Source organism: Massilia atriviolacea, assembly GCF_003953935.1.
GTDB classification, from domain to species: domain Bacteria; phylum Pseudomonadota; class Gammaproteobacteria; order Burkholderiales; family Burkholderiaceae_D; genus Telluria_A; species Telluria_A atriviolacea.
This window is the reverse complement of record NZ_RXLQ01000027.1, coordinates 24,321-37,724: the sequence shown is the minus strand read 5'-3', so window position 1 is coordinate 37,724 and position 13,404 is coordinate 24,321. Positions and strand designations below refer to the sequence as shown.

Here is a 13,404-nt window from a genome sequence, read left to right as displayed (position 1 = left end):
ATGGTCCCGAGCGCCGCGCTGGTCGCGTCGGTCAAGGCCGCCACGCACGACGTCTACGACACCGCCGAACTCCAGCGCCAGGATGCGGCGCACTACATGCATCCCTTCACCGACCACAAGGCGCTGGGCGAACGCGGCGTGCGCGTGATGGTGCGCGGCGACGGCATCTACCTGTGGGATTCGGAAGGGCAGAAGATCCTCGACGGCATGTCCGGCCTGTGGTGCGTGAATGTCGGCTACGGGCGCACCAGCATCGCGGACGCGGTCTACCGCCAGATGCAGACGCTGCCCTTCTATAACAGCTTCTTCAACACCACCAACGTGCCGGCCACGCGCCTGGCCGCGCTGCTGGTGGAGATGTCGCCGCCCCAGTTCAACCACGTGTTCTTCACCGGCTCCGGCTCGGAAGCGAACGACACCAACCTGCGCATGGTGCGCCGCTACTGGGACCTGAAAGGCCAGCCGCAGCGCCACACCGTCATCAGCCGCTACAACGCCTACCACGGCAGCACCGTGGCCGGCGCGGCGCTGGGCGGCATGGCGGGCATGCACGAGCAGGGCGGCATGATCCCCGGTATCGAACATATCGGCCAGCCCAACTGGGTGGAAAACGGCTGCGGCATGAGTCCGGACGAATTCGGCATCGTGGCCGCCGGCTGGCTCGAAACCAAGATCCTCGAGGTCGGGCCCGACAAGGTGGCCGCCTTCATCGGCGAACCGGTGCAGGGCGCGGGCGGCGTGATCATCCCCCCGGCCACCTACTGGCCCGAAATCGGCCGCATCTGCGACAAATACGGCGTGCTCCTGATCGCCGACGAAGTCATTTGCGGCTTTGGCCGTCTTGGTACATGGTTCGGCTCCGAATTGATGCAGATCAAACCTGATCTGATTACCTTCGCCAAGGGGGTGACCTCGGGCTATGTTCCTCTGGGTGGCGTGCTGGTCGGCGACCGCGTGGCGGACGTGCTGATCGAGGAGGGCGGCGACTTCAATCACGGGTTCACGTACTCGGGCCATCCGGTGGCCTGCGCGGCGGCGCTCGAAAACATCCGCATCCTGATCGACGAGCGCCTGGTGCAGCAGGTCGCGCACGATACCGGCCCGTACCTGAAAGAGAAGTTCGCGGCGCTGATGGACCATCCGCTGGTCGGTTACGCCGACAGCTGCGGGTTCGTGGCGGGACTGAACCTGGTGCGCAAGAAGGCCGACGTGGTGCACGACTGCGAGTTCTTCGATCCGGATCAGGGCGTGGGCATGCTGTGCCGGGGCTATATGTTCGCCAACGGGATCATCATGCGCGCCGTGGGCGAGCGCATGATCATCGCACCGCCGCTGGTGATGACGCGCGCGCAGATCGACGAGATGATCTTCAAGATCAGGTACTGCCTGGAGGCCACCCTGATCGACTTGCAGCAGCGGGGCTGGGTAGTCTGAACGTACGTTGAACCGGAGGCAGGATGAAGTCGATCAACCGCATCGCGCAGTGCTGCATCTTCGTCCTCGCGGCGGCCGGCCTGGCCGGCGCCGCGCCGCCCGAGGAAAAGGTCCTCAATATCTACAACTGGTCCGACTACATCGCCGACGACACGGTCCGCAACTTCGAAAAAGAAACCGGCATCAAGGTCCGCTACGATGTCTTCGACAGCAACGAAGTCCTGCACGCCAAGCTCAGCGCCGGCAAGACCGGCTACGACATCGTGGTCCCCACCGCCCACTGGGCGCGCCTGCAGATCGAGGGCGGCCTGCTGCGCCCCCTCGACAAGGCCAGCCTGCCGCGCCTGGCCAACCTGGACCCGGCGCTGCAGGCGCTCATCGGCAAGCTCGACCCCGACAACAAGCACCTCGTCACCTGGCTGTGGGGCTACACCACGCTCGGCATCAACGTCGACAAGGTCAAGGCGGCCCTCGGCGCCCTGCCCATGCCCGACAATGTCTGGGACCTGGTGTTCGATCCGCGCTACGCCAGCAAACTGACTTCCTGCGGCGTGTCCTTCCTCGATTCGCCGTCCGAAGTGCTGCCCGCCGCGCTGCTCTACATCGGCAAGCCGGCCTACTCGAAGAACAGCGCCGACTACCAGGACGCCGGGCGCATGCTGCAGGCGATCCGGCCCTCGGTGACCCTGTTCAGTTCTTCCGGCTACATCAACGACCTGGCCAACGGCGCCCTGTGCGTCTCGCTGGGCTGGTCGGGCGACATCAACATCGCGCGCCAGCGCGCCATCGACAGCAAGAACGGCCACAACATCGTGGCGCTGGTGCCGAAGAACGCCACCCTGATGTTCGACACCATGGCCATCCCGGCCGACGCTACGCATCCGGGCAACGCCCACCTGTGGATCAACTATATTCTGCGTCCCGAAGTGCACGCCAGCCTGAGCAACAAGGTGTTTTACGCCAACCCGAACCAGGCCGCCACGCCCATGGTGCGGCCCGACATCGCCAACAACCGCACGGTCTACCTGGCGGACGCCGACAAGCAGCGCATGGTGGTGCCCGAGCCCCTGAGCGCCGAAGCGCGCCGCACCATGACGCGCGTATTTACACGGTTTAAAACCGGGATGTAATCATTTTGCCTGCATACCGGCGTATGTCCGATAAAATTGCGGCTTTGCCTCATCTTTCATCATCCCTATGACGATTGCACAACCCGCAAGCTCGCAGCCTTTTCTCCTGATCCGCAACCTCGTCAAGGCATTCGACGGCGTGCGCGCCGTGAACGACATTTCGCTCGCCATCGACAAGGGCGAGATCTTCGCGCTGCTGGGCAGCTCCGGCTGCGGCAAATCGACCCTGCTGCGCATGCTGGCCGGGTTCGAGACCCCGACCGCCGGCGCCATCGAACTGGCCGGCCAGGACCTGGTCGGCGTGCCGCCCTACGAGCGCCCGGTCAACATGATGTTCCAGTCGTACGCGCTGTTCCCGCACCTGACGGTGTGGGACAACGTCGCCTTCGGCCTGCGCCGCGACGGCCTGCCCAGGGTGGAGATCGCCGAACGGGTCGACCAGATGCTGGCGCTGGTGCAGCTGGGCGCCTACGCCAGGCGCAAGCCGCACCAGCTCTCGGGCGGGCAGCAGCAGCGCGTGGCGCTGGCGCGCAGCCTGGCCAAGCGTCCGCAGTTGCTGCTGCTCGACGAGCCGCTCGGCGCGCTCGATAAAAAACTGCGCGAACAGACCCAGATGGAACTGGTGAACATCATCGAGCAGGTCGGCGTGACCTGCGTGATGGTCACCCACGACCAGGACGAGGCGATGAGCATGGCCACCCGCATCGCCGTGATGAGCGAAGGGCGCATCCTGCAGGTGGGCGCGCCGGGCGAAATCTACGAGACCCCGAACTGCCGCTTCGTGGCCGACTTCATCGGCAGCGTCAACATGTTCAACGGCCACGTGCGGGTCGATGAACCCGACCACGTCATCGTCGAGACGCAGGAATGCCGCCACTACGTCAGCCACGGCATCAGCGGCACCAACAACATGCCGGTGACGGTGGCGGTGCGGCCCGAAAAGATCGTCCTGCAGCGCCAGATGCCCGGCCTGGAGCAGCGCGCCTCGGCCTTTGAGGACGGCTACAACTGCGTGGCCGGCGAGATCGTCAACGTCTCCTACTTCGGCAACGAGACCCACTACCAGGTGCGCATGGCGCACGGCGGCATCCTCAAGGTGGCGCGCACCAACGCCGCGCGCCACGAAGAGGCGCGCATGGAACGCGGCCAGCAGGTCGTCGCGTGGTGGGACGGCAGCGACATCGTGGTCCTGACCAATTGAGGCGGCCATGATCGAGACCTTTCGTCCTCCCGCGGCCGGCCGCCGCCTGGTCATCGGCGTGCCGCTGGCCTGGCTGATTATCGCCTTCCTGATCCCCTTCCTGATCGTGCTGCGCATGAGTTTTTCGGAACTCGACGAGACCGGCAGCCCGTTCGGCCCCCTGGTCACCTTCAGCGACGGGGTCCTGAACATCCGGGCCAAGGTGGTCAACTACGTCGCCCTGACCGAGGATGCCACCTACCTGTGGACGTTCCTGCGCTCGCTCGGCTACGCCGCCCTGACCACGGTCCTGTGCCTGCTGACCGGCTACCCGTTCGCCTATTTCATGGCGCGCGCCAGGCCGGCTTACCGCACCGTGCTGCTGATGATGGTGATGCTGCCGTTCTGGACCTCCTTCCTGCTGCGCATCTACGCCTGGAAGGGCATCCTGGCCAACCAGGGCTTGCTGAACAGCCTCCTGCTGTGGCTCGGCGCGATCGACGAACCGCTGAAGATGATGAATACCTCGTTCGCGCTGGTGCTGGGGATGTTCTACGCCTACCTGCCGTTCATGATCCTGCCGCTGTACGCCAACCTGGTGAAGATGGACGTGCGCTACCTGGAAGCGGCGGCCGACCTGGGCGCCACGCCGTGGCAGGCGTTCTGGCGCGTCACCGTGCCGCTGTCGAAGTCCGGCATCATCGCTGGCGCCATGCTGGTGTTCATTCCGGCGGTGGGGGAATTCGTCATTCCCGAACTGCTGGGCGGGCCCGAAACGCTGATGATCGGGCGCCTGCTGTGGGACGAATTCTTCGTCAATACCGACTGGCCGCGCGCCTCGGCGCTGGCGGTGGTGGCGATCGCGCTGATCCTGGTGCCGATGGCCATCTTCAACAAGTACAAGGACGAACAGGAAGCGGAGGGCCGCGCATGAGCATGAATAAAATGACGCTGGCCCGCTGGTTCGGGCGCGGATGGCTGTCGATGGGCTACCTGTTCCTGTACCTGCCGCTGCTGGTGCTGGTCGTGTTTTCGTTTAACAGCTCGCGCCAGGACATGGTGTGGAGCGGTTTTTCGCTACAGTGGTACCCGGAACTGTTCAAGGATGCGGAACTGGTCAGCGGCTTCGTGCTGTCGCTGAAAATCGCCCTCATGAGCGCCACGGCCGCCGTGCTGCTCGGGACCATGGCCGCCTTCGCCCTGAACCGCTACAAGCGCTTTCCCGGCCGCCTGCTGTTCTCGGGGATGGTCAGCGCGCCGCTGGTCATGCCCGAAGTGATCGTCGGCCTGTCGCTGCTGCTGATGCTGGTCTCGGTGCAAAAGATCTTCGGCTTCCCCGAGCGCGGCGCCTTCACCATCTGGATCGGCCACACCCTGCTCGGCATGGCGTATGCGGCCGTGGTGGTGCAGTCGCGCCTGCGCGAGATGAACCGTTCGCTCGAAGAAGCGGCCATGGACCTGGGCTGCCGTCCGCACCAGGTGTTCTTCCTGGTGACGCTGCCGAACATCACGCAGTCGCTGGCCTCGGCCTGGCTGCTCACGTTTACGCTCTCGCTCGACGATGTGGTGCTGTCGAACTTCCTGTCCGGTCCCGGCTCGACGACCATGCCGCTGGTGATCATGTCGCGCGCGCGCCTGGGGCTGGACCCGCGCGTGAACGCGGTGGCGGCGTTGACGATTCTGGTGGTGTCGATCGGGGTGATCGCCGCCGCCATCATGATGGCGCGCGCCGAGCGGCAGCGCCAGAAGCAGGTGGCGGCCGCGGTCAAGTCATAGCACTCGCGTCGGCCGCTGTACCGGTGGCGGGCACGGCGTGCCCGCCACCCTCACCGTTGGCCCGAGGAGTGATTCATGCACGTCTATCGCAACGCCGTCATCGCTGCCGCCGCAGCCTGCCCCGTCATCGCGGCGGGCCAGACCACCGAGGAACTCAAGGCCGAACTCGACGCCCTCAAGGCGCACGTGCGCAAGCTCGAAGCGATGATCGACAGGGCCGAACAGGGCCGCTCGGAAGAATCGTCCGAACTGGCGCGCCTGCGCGTGAAGAGCGATGCCGCCGACGACGCGATGGAAACGGGCGGCTTGAAGGGACTGAAGGTGTCCGGCTACATCGACCCGACCTACATCCGCAACCGCAATGCCAGCACGTCGAGCTTCGTCTTCCTGAACAATAACAGCTCGGTCAACGGTTCCGGCGAGAGCTTCGGCTACGACAATACCTACTTCGGCAGCGCCATGCTCAATGTCGACAAGGAGCTCGAAGGCGGCACCCGCCTCAGAATCTCGCTCATGCCCAGCAAGGGCACGGCGTCCGGCTACAACTTCGGCAACCTGGTGCACGAGGCGTCGGTCTCGATTCCGCTGGCTAGCCTGTCGACCCGCCTGTTCGCCGGCCAGATTCCCGACTGGAGCGGCTACGAGGCCATCGCCTCGACCCAGAACAAACTCATTACGCATAATCTGCTGTTCGATTTTTCGGCGGCCAATTTCTACACCGGCGCCGGCCTGCAATTCGTGCGCGGCAAATTCGACAGCAAGGTCATGGTCGGCAATATGAACAGCGCTCGCATCGACCACGCGCGCGAGAAGACCCCCGGCCTGTTCTACCGGGTCGACTACGCCCGGAGCGAATTTTCGGGCCTGGGCCTGTCGGGCACCCACTCGGGCTTCGACGACGACAGCGCCTTCGGGCGGCTCGACCTGGTCGAAGTCGATGGCTACCGCACGCGTGGCGACTTCAATTTCCAGGGTCAGTTAAGCTATGGGCGCCAGCGCGCCACGGCCGCCAACCGCTACAAGGTGGGGCGCCAGCGCTGGTACGGCCTGTCGTCGCTGATGTCGTACAAGGTCATGCCGCGCCTGGAAGCGATCGCGCGGCTCGACTACCTCCACAACAGCAGGGGCGGGGGCGGCGTGTTCGGGGCTACCCTGGGCAGCGGCTGCAAGGACCTGGGCGGGCTTGAGGCGAACTGCCCGGACGGACGCAACGGCTTCGGCGCCGGCATGGCCTGGAGCGGCGAGGACTGGGTGGTGATCGACCCCGCGCGCGGCGCCAACCGCGCGGCGCTCGCGCTGGGCACGCAGTACCTGCTCATGCCGGGCGTGAGCGTCAAGGGCGAATACCGCTACGACCGCGCCACGGCCAGGGTATTCAAGACATCAAGCGACCAGTACCGCCGCGACAATCACGTCATCGGCGTATCGACAGTAGTAAGTTTTTAGGGAGCACAGGATGACAACGACACAATGGCACCAACGGGCGGCAGCCCTCGGCATCGACGGACGCGCATTCATCGGCGGCGAGCGCGTATGGGCGCGTTCGGAGCGGCAGTTCGATAACCGCTCGCCGGTCGACGGACGCCAGCTGGGGTTCGTCGCGCGCTGCGATGGCGCGGACGTGGACGCGGCGGTGGCGGCGGCGCGCGCGGCCTTCGAGGACCGGCGCTGGGCGGGCCAGGCGCCGGCCGCGAGGAAGCGCACCATGATCAAGTTCGCGGACCTGATCCTGGCGCACGCCGACGAACTGGCCCTGCTCGAAACGCTCGACATGGGTAAGCCGATCAAGTACAGCCAGAGCGTGGACGTGCCGGCGGCGGCCAACTGCATCCGCTGGTACGGCGAAGCGGTCGACAAGATCTACGACCAGATCGCACCCACGGCCGACACCAGCCTGGCCCTGGTCACGCGCGAGCCGGTCGGTGTGGTGGCCGCCATCGTGCCCTGGAACTATCCGATGATCATGGCCGCCTGGAAGATCGCCCCGGCCCTCGCCGCCGGCAACAGCGTGATCCTCAAACCGTCCGAAAAGTCGCCGCTCACGGCCCTGCGCCTGGCCGAGATCGCGCTCGAAGCGGGGCTGCCGGCCGGCGTGTTCAACGTCGTTCCCGGCTACGGCGCCGAGGCCGGGGCGGCGCTGGCGCTGCACATGGATGTCGACTGCATCGGCTTTACCGGTTCCACCAACGTCGGCAAGCAGATCCTGCAGATGGCCGGCCAGTCGAACCTCAAGCGCGCCTGGACCGAATTGGGCGGCAAGTCGGCCAACATCGTCTGCGCCGACTGCCCGGACCTCGACGCGGCGGTTTCCGCAGCCATCGGCTCGATCTACTTCAACCAGGGCGAGAGCTGCAACGCGCCGTCGCGCCTGTTCGTGGAAGCGTCGATCAAGGATGCCTTCCTCGAAAAAGCGCTGGCGCTGGTGCCCGATTTCGCCCCGGGCGACCCGCTCGACGAGGCCACCGTCATGGGCGCCATCGTCGACGCGGCCCAGATGAAGACCGTGATGGGCTACATCGAACAGGGCAAGCAGGCCGGCGCCAGGCTCTTGGCCGGGGGCGCCGCCGCGCGCCTTGATAGCGGCGGCTTCTACATCGCGCCGACCCTGTTCGACCGGGTGGACGGGTCGATGAGCATCGCGCGCGAAGAGATTTTCGGGCCGGTGCTGTCGGTGCTCGCCTTTACCGACATCGACGACGCCGTGCGCCAGGCCAATGCGACCCGGTACGGCTTGCAGGCCGCCGTATGGACAGCCGACCTGAGTAAAGCCATCAAGACCGCGCGCGCCCTGCGCGCCGGCACCGTGCACGTGAACCAGTACGACGGCGACGACATCACGGTGCCCTTCGGCGGCGTCAAGCAGTCGGGCAACGGGCGCGACAAATCGTTGCATGCCTTCGACAAGTACACCGAACTGAAAACCACCTGGATCCAGATTGGATGACCTCAGCGCGCGGGCGCGCCTGAAGTACCGGCTGGCCATGTTCGACTTCGACGGTACCCTGGCCGACACCTTCCCGTTCTTCCAGAGCGTGTACAACGGGCTGGCGGACCAGCATGGATTGAGGCGCATCGACGGCGGCCAGGTGGCGCAGCTGCGCGCCATGGGCACGCGCGAGATCATGCGCCATATCGGCATGCCGGCCTGGAAAATGCCGGTGGTGGCGAACAGCTTCATCGGCAAGATGAGCGAGAACGCATCCGGCATCGCCCTGTTCGACGGCGTCGCCGATGCCCTGCGCACCCTGGCCGGCGCCGGCGTGATGCTGGCGGTGGTGTCGTCCAATTCCGAATCCAATGTGCGGCGCGTGCTGGGGCCGGAGTTGAGCGGCCTGTTCAACCGCTTCGAATGCGGCATGTCGGTGTTCGGCAAGGCCTCGCGCATCCGCAAGGTGCTCAAGCTAAGCCAGGTCGGCGCGGCCGAGGCGCTGTACGTGGGCGACCAGGGCACCGACGCCGACGCATCGGCCAGGGCCGGCGTGCCGTTCGGCGCGGTGGCGTGGGGCTATGCCCCGGCCGAGACCTTGCGCGCGCATGGGCCGGCCGAAGAATTCGCATCGATATCGGCGCTGCTGGCGGTATTGACAGGCGCTGGCGCGCCGCTCACACCACCTGGGTCGGACGCAGTCCGCGCGCCGCAAAATGCGGATCGAGGCGGTGCGACAGGCGCCGCAGGTTCATGCTCGGCACTTGCGGATACAGGTGATGTTCGAGGTGGTAAGTCAGGTTCATGAACAGCGCCGGCACGATCGCGCCGCGCATGGTGCGCGCCTGTTCCAGCGGCTTGCTGCCCGGTTTGTAGTGCGGCAGGTAGGCCGTCGCCAGCGGATAGAGCCAGCCGCCGATCCAGGCCATGCCGGCGTACACCAGCGGCCCCTTGCTCCAGCGCGTTGCCCACAGGGCCAGCAGCGCGAGTGCCAGCGCGCTGGCCAGTTCGGCGGCCATCCAGCGGCGGTCGCGCTGCGCGCGGATCTTGCGCCACGATTCGCGCCACAGGCGCGGCAGGTAGAGGGGCCCGATCAGCAGCGCGCACAGCAGGCCGCCGCGCGCCGGCGCCCCTTCCAGGTCGTCGTCTTCCAGGCAGTGGGCGTGGTGGTGCAGGTGCGTGTAGCGGAATGCGTGGCCGCTTTGCAGCACCAGCACGCTGACGATGAACAGCACCCAATGCGTGGCGCGCGCATCGAGCCCCGCCGAGCCGTGCGCCACGTCGTGCAGGTAGGCGACCGTGAACACGAAGTGCATCAGCATGACGAGCGGCAGCGCCAGGTAACAGCCCTGCGCGTACGCCACGGCGAAGACGGCCAGCGTCAGCGCGGGCAGGGCGGCGAGGGCGATGCGCTGCCACGCGGCGACCGCCAGCAGGTCGTCGTCGAAGCTGCCCAGTTGCGGCATGCCGGCGCTGCGCCGGCTCAGCGAGGGAAAGAGAAACGACCTTGGTGCTGCGATAAAGGCGAACATGGCGTGGCTTACCCGATCAGGTGAATGAAGGACAGGGTGAACGAGCCGGGCCGCCCGGCTTGGCCTGTCTTACTCATCCATACGCAATCGGCATGCCACCCGCGCCGCCATCCTAAGATGCTGTTTTTAAAGACAAAAATAGCGGCGCATGGGCACGTGCTGTCAACTTGCTATATAGTTAGCCTGTTGCAACTATCAACCCGGCTTACACCAGCGCCCGCATGGACATCTACCGCGTTTACTATTTTTCCCTGGTGGTCCAGGGCTGCATCAGCCTGGGCCTGGCGGCCTGGCTGTGGGCCAAGGCGCCGCACCAGAGCGGGATCAAGCCGCTGGCGCTGTTCTGTGTCGGCATCGGCTGCTGGGCGCTGGGGCAGCTGGGCATGCACCTGGGCGACGCCGGCGTGGCCGCGCTGGGCAAGCGCCTGGTCAACTGCGGCCCGATGAACGCGGTATTCTTCCTGCACTTCGTGTTCCGCTTCCTGCAGCGCGAGCGAGGGCGCCAGCTGCTGGGGGCCTACGCGCTCGGGATCGCGGTCCTGCTGCTGGTGCAGGTGCTCGACATGGGCACGCTGGCGCCCTGGCTCGGCTTCGAGCGCTATTATTTTTTCCCGCTGTGGGGCTCGATTCCCGGCGTGATCGTCACCGCGATCAGCGTCTGGGCCTACCTGCTGCTGCTGGCCGCGTGGCCGGGCGCGGCGCCCAAACAGCGCGGCAAGATCATGGCGATCTGGTTCGCCGGCGTGTGGGGTTCGGGCGCCTCGCTGATGTTCCTCAACGCCTCGCTCGGGATCGACATCTTCCCCTACAGCGTGATCCTGCTGCCCGGTTACGCGCTGCTGCTGGTGTTCGGCATCCTGCGCTACGACCTGATGGTGGTGAACCTGTGGGCCAACCGCCTGCTGGCCTGGCTGGTGCTGACGGCGGTCACGGTGGCGCTGGCCAGCCTGCTCCTGAGCGTGGCCGCGCGCACCGGCTTCGCGCCGCTGGCGGCCATGCCCTTGTGGCAGCTCTGGCTGCTCGGCACCGCCATGCTGGGCGTGATGCTGGTGCTGGAGGGCCCGTCGCGGCGCGCCATCGAAGCGCTGGTGTTCCCCGGCGCGCACCTGGAAGCGGGCGTGCTGGCCGACTGGCGCGTGCGCCTGGACGGCGCCAGCAGCTGGCGCGAGCTCGAAGCCATCGCCGCCGCCACCCTCGGCGCGCACCTGCGCCAGCCGCTGCAGGTGGTGCTGGGCGACGCCAGGCCGGCCGGCGACGGCAAGCCCGGCCTGCATTGCTACCTCGCCGCCGGCAAGGCGGGCGAGGCGCCGCACTGGCGCACCGACCTGATGGAGTGGGAAGGCGCGACGCCGGGGGTGACGCGCGTGGGCGAGGTATTCGGCGCCCTGCTGGCGGCGGCCGCGGCGCGCCTGGACCAGCTGCTGCGCTACGCCGAGCACGAAAAGGAGCGCCTGCACCAGGCCCACCTGCTGGAACTGGGCGGGCTGGCGGCGACGGTAGCCCACGAACTGCGCAATCCGCTCAACATCATCAGCATGGCGGCGGTCATGTCGCCGCCCGAGACGCGCGCCGACATCCGCGCCCAGATCGAACGCGCCGACCACCTGATCCAGGACTTGCTCACTTATTCGGGCGAGGTGCGCCTGAACCCGCAGCGCGTGGCGGTGGCCGACCTGGTGCGGCGGGTGGCGGCCGGCCATCCACAGCAAGCGATCGAACTCGATGCCGACCCGGCCCTGTGCCTGTACATCGACCCGATGCGCGGCGAACAGATCCTCGGCAACCTGATCGGCAACGCCATGGCCATGCTGCGCGGGCGCGCAAATCCGCGCATCCTGGTCGACGCCGAGGCGCAGGCCGGCGGCCAGGTGCTGCTGCGCGTATGCGACAACGGCCCGGGCGTGCCCGCCGACCTGGCGCCTGGCCTGTTCCAGCCCTTCACCACGCGCCGTCCCGGCGGCACCGGCCTCGGGCTGGCGATCGTGCGGCGCCTGGTCGAGGCCCACGGCGGCAGCGTCAGGCTGGGCGAGCGGGCCGGCTGGAACTGCTGCTTCGAACTTCTTTTACCGGGCATGCCATGACATCCGAACGTATTCTTCTCGTCGACGACGAACCCGCCTTCCAGCGCCTGTGCGGCAACTGGCTGGCCAGCCTTGGCTACCAGGTCAAGGTGGCCGCGTCAGGCGAACAGGTGCTGGCCTTGTGGGCCGAGCACAGTTTCGACCTGGTGCTGCTCGACCTGGCGCTGCCGCCGTCGTTCCGGCCCGATGAAGGGCTGGCGCTGCTGCCCGGTCTCGCCTCGGCCCCGGTGGTGGTGATGACCGGGCACGCCGACCGCGAGCTGGCGCTGCGCGCGATCGCCGCCGGCGCCTGGGACTTTTTACCCAAGCCGCTCGACCCGGACCTGCTGCGCGTGGTGGTCGAGCGCGCGCTGAGCAAGCGCCGCCTGGAGCGCGAGCTGGCCGACTGGCGCGCCCGCGCGGCCCCGGACGACGCCACCATGGGCCTGATCGGCATCAGTGCCGACCTGCGCGACCTGCGCGCGCTGATCCGCCGCATCGGCCCGACCGAGGTGCCGGCGATGATCACGGGGCCGAGCGGCACCGGCAAGGAGCTGGTGGCGCGCGCCCTGCATGCCAACGGCAAGCGCGCCGCCAAGCCCTTCGTGGCGGTGCATTGCGGCGCGATTCCGGCGGAGCTGTTCGAGAGCGAATTGTTCGGGCACTGCAAGGGCAGTTTTACCGGCGCCGACCGCGACCGCATCGGCCTGATCGCCGCCGCCAACGGCGGCACCCTGTTCCTCGACGAGATCGGCGACATGCCGCTGTCGATGCAGGTCAAGCTGCTGCGCTTTTTGCAGGCGGGGAGTTTTTTCGCGGTCGGCGCGCGCAGCGAAACGCGGGTCGACGTGCGCGTGGTTGCCGCCACCAACCGCGACCTGGCGGCGATGGTGGAAGAGAAGACCTTCCGCGACGACCTGTTCTATCGCCTCAAGGGCATCCAGGTGCGTACCACGGCGCTGGCCGAGCGCGCCGAGGATGTGGCCCTGATCGCGCAGGCGCTGGCGGCGCGCATGACGCCGCCCAAGCGGCTGGCGCCGGACGCGCTGGAGTGGGTGGTATCGAGAAACTGGCCGGGCAATGTGCGCGAGCTGCAGCATTCGGTATCGACGGCGGCGGCGCTGGCGGGCAACGCCGGTGCGATCACGGTCGACGACCTGGCGCTGGCCTGCGGCGAAGCGGCCGCGCCGATGGCGGTGGAAGGCGGTGGCCTGCTGGACGCGCAGGTGGCGGCGCTGGAGAAGCGCCTGATCGTCGCCGCGCTCGACGACACGGCGCACAACCACACCCACGCCGCGAAACAGCTGGGTATTTCGCGGGTGGGGCTGTTGAACAAGATGAAGCGCTACGGACTGCGCTAGCGCGG

Annotated in this window: 10 protein-coding genes and 1 pseudogene; 10 read left to right on the top strand and 1 reads right to left on the bottom strand. The window is 67.1% G+C overall.

Going from position 1 to position 13,404, the window contains the following annotated elements; genetic code table 11:
- From EJB06_RS29805 to EJB06_RS32755, 8 genes and pseudogenes are all read left to right on the top strand, one after another.
- Complete coding sequence (locus tag EJB06_RS29805; RefSeq protein ID WP_370660163.1) at nt 1–1,434, top strand: aspartate aminotransferase family protein; 1,434 nt, start codon at nt 1–3, stop codon at nt 1,432–1,434.
- A gap of 23 nt (nt 1,435–1,457) precedes the next feature.
- Complete coding sequence (locus EJB06_RS29800) at nt 1,458–2,564, top strand: polyamine ABC transporter substrate-binding protein (RefSeq protein WP_126077656.1); 1,107 nt, start codon at nt 1,458–1,460, stop codon at nt 2,562–2,564.
- 67 nt (nt 2,565–2,631) lie between these two features.
- A complete protein-coding gene (locus EJB06_RS29795; RefSeq protein WP_126077655.1) occupies nt 2,632–3,765 on the top strand; it encodes an ABC transporter ATP-binding protein in 1,134 nt (377 codons plus the stop codon).
- Nucleotides 3,766–3,772: 7 nt separating this feature from the next.
- Complete coding sequence (locus EJB06_RS29790) at nt 3,773–4,678, top strand: ABC transporter permease subunit (RefSeq protein WP_126077654.1); 906 nt, start codon at nt 3,773–3,775, stop codon at nt 4,676–4,678.
- Between the two features lie 2 nt (nt 4,679–4,680).
- A complete protein-coding gene (locus EJB06_RS29785; protein ID WP_126077680.1) occupies nt 4,681–5,520 on the top strand; it encodes an ABC transporter permease subunit in 840 nt (279 codons plus the stop codon).
- 75 nt (nt 5,521–5,595) lie between these two features.
- Nucleotides 5,596–6,966: a DUF3138 family protein gene (locus EJB06_RS29780; protein ID WP_126077653.1), complete on the top strand. Its 1,371-nt coding sequence runs from the start codon at nt 5,596–5,598 to the stop codon at nt 6,964–6,966.
- Nucleotides 6,967–6,976: 10 nt separating this feature from the next.
- Nucleotides 6,977–8,464, top strand: coding sequence for an aldehyde dehydrogenase (locus tag EJB06_RS29775; protein ID WP_126077652.1), 1,488 nt, complete (start codon nt 6,977–6,979; stop codon nt 8,462–8,464).
- Nucleotides 8,465–8,501: 37 nt separating this feature from the next.
- Nucleotides 8,502–9,005, top strand: a pseudogene (locus EJB06_RS32755) (HAD hydrolase-like protein); the annotation flags it as partial.
- 118 nt (nt 9,006–9,123) lie between these two features.
- Here EJB06_RS32755 and EJB06_RS32750 read toward each other — a convergent pair.
- A complete protein-coding gene (locus EJB06_RS32750; protein ID WP_126077651.1) occupies nt 9,124–9,978 on the bottom strand; it encodes a fatty acid desaturase family protein in 855 nt (284 codons plus the stop codon).
- Between the two features lie 221 nt (nt 9,979–10,199).
- Here EJB06_RS32750 and EJB06_RS29760 point away from each other — a divergent pair, with 221 nt between their 5' ends.
- Both EJB06_RS29760 and EJB06_RS29755 read left to right on the top strand, forming a co-directional pair.
- Nucleotides 10,200–12,059, top strand: coding sequence for a sensor histidine kinase (locus EJB06_RS29760; RefSeq protein ID WP_126077650.1), 1,860 nt, complete (start codon nt 10,200–10,202; stop codon nt 12,057–12,059).
- The gene (locus EJB06_RS29755) at nt 12,056–13,399 is read left to right on the top strand and encodes a sigma-54-dependent transcriptional regulator (RefSeq protein WP_126077649.1); all 1,344 of its coding nucleotides are present in this window, start codon (nt 12,056–12,058) and stop codon (nt 13,397–13,399) included. The genes EJB06_RS29760 and EJB06_RS29755 overlap by 4 nt, the downstream gene beginning before the upstream one ends.
- The last annotated feature ends 5 nt before the right edge of the window (nt 13,400–13,404 follow it).

Bases quoted from the DNA above. Each gene is read 5' to 3' on its own strand.
- EJB06_RS29760 (WP_126077650.1), top strand. From the start codon at position 10,200: ATGGACATCTACCGCGTTTACTATTTTTCCCTGGTGGTCCAGGGCTGC.
- EJB06_RS29795 (WP_126077655.1), top strand. From the start codon at position 2,632: ATGACGATTGCACAACCCGCAAGCTCGCAGCCTTTTCTCCTGATCCGC.
- EJB06_RS29780 (WP_126077653.1), top strand. From the start codon at position 5,596: ATGCACGTCTATCGCAACGCCGTCATCGCTGCCGCCGCAGCCTGCCCC.
- EJB06_RS32750 (WP_126077651.1), bottom strand. From the start codon at position 9,978: ATGTTCGCCTTTATCGCAGCACCAAGGTCGTTTCTCTTTCCCTCGCTG.
- EJB06_RS29800 (WP_126077656.1), top strand. From the start codon at position 1,458: ATGAAGTCGATCAACCGCATCGCGCAGTGCTGCATCTTCGTCCTCGCG.
- EJB06_RS29775 (WP_126077652.1), top strand. From the start codon at position 6,977: ATGACAACGACACAATGGCACCAACGGGCGGCAGCCCTCGGCATCGAC.
- EJB06_RS29790 (WP_126077654.1), top strand. From the start codon at position 3,773: ATGATCGAGACCTTTCGTCCTCCCGCGGCCGGCCGCCGCCTGGTCATC.
- EJB06_RS29785 (WP_126077680.1), top strand. From the start codon at position 4,681: ATGAATAAAATGACGCTGGCCCGCTGGTTCGGGCGCGGATGGCTGTCG.
- EJB06_RS29755 (WP_126077649.1), top strand. From the start codon at position 12,056: ATGACATCCGAACGTATTCTTCTCGTCGACGACGAACCCGCCTTCCAG.
- EJB06_RS29805 (WP_370660163.1), top strand. From the start codon at position 1: ATGGTCCCGAGCGCCGCGCTGGTCGCGTCGGTCAAGGCCGCCACGCAC.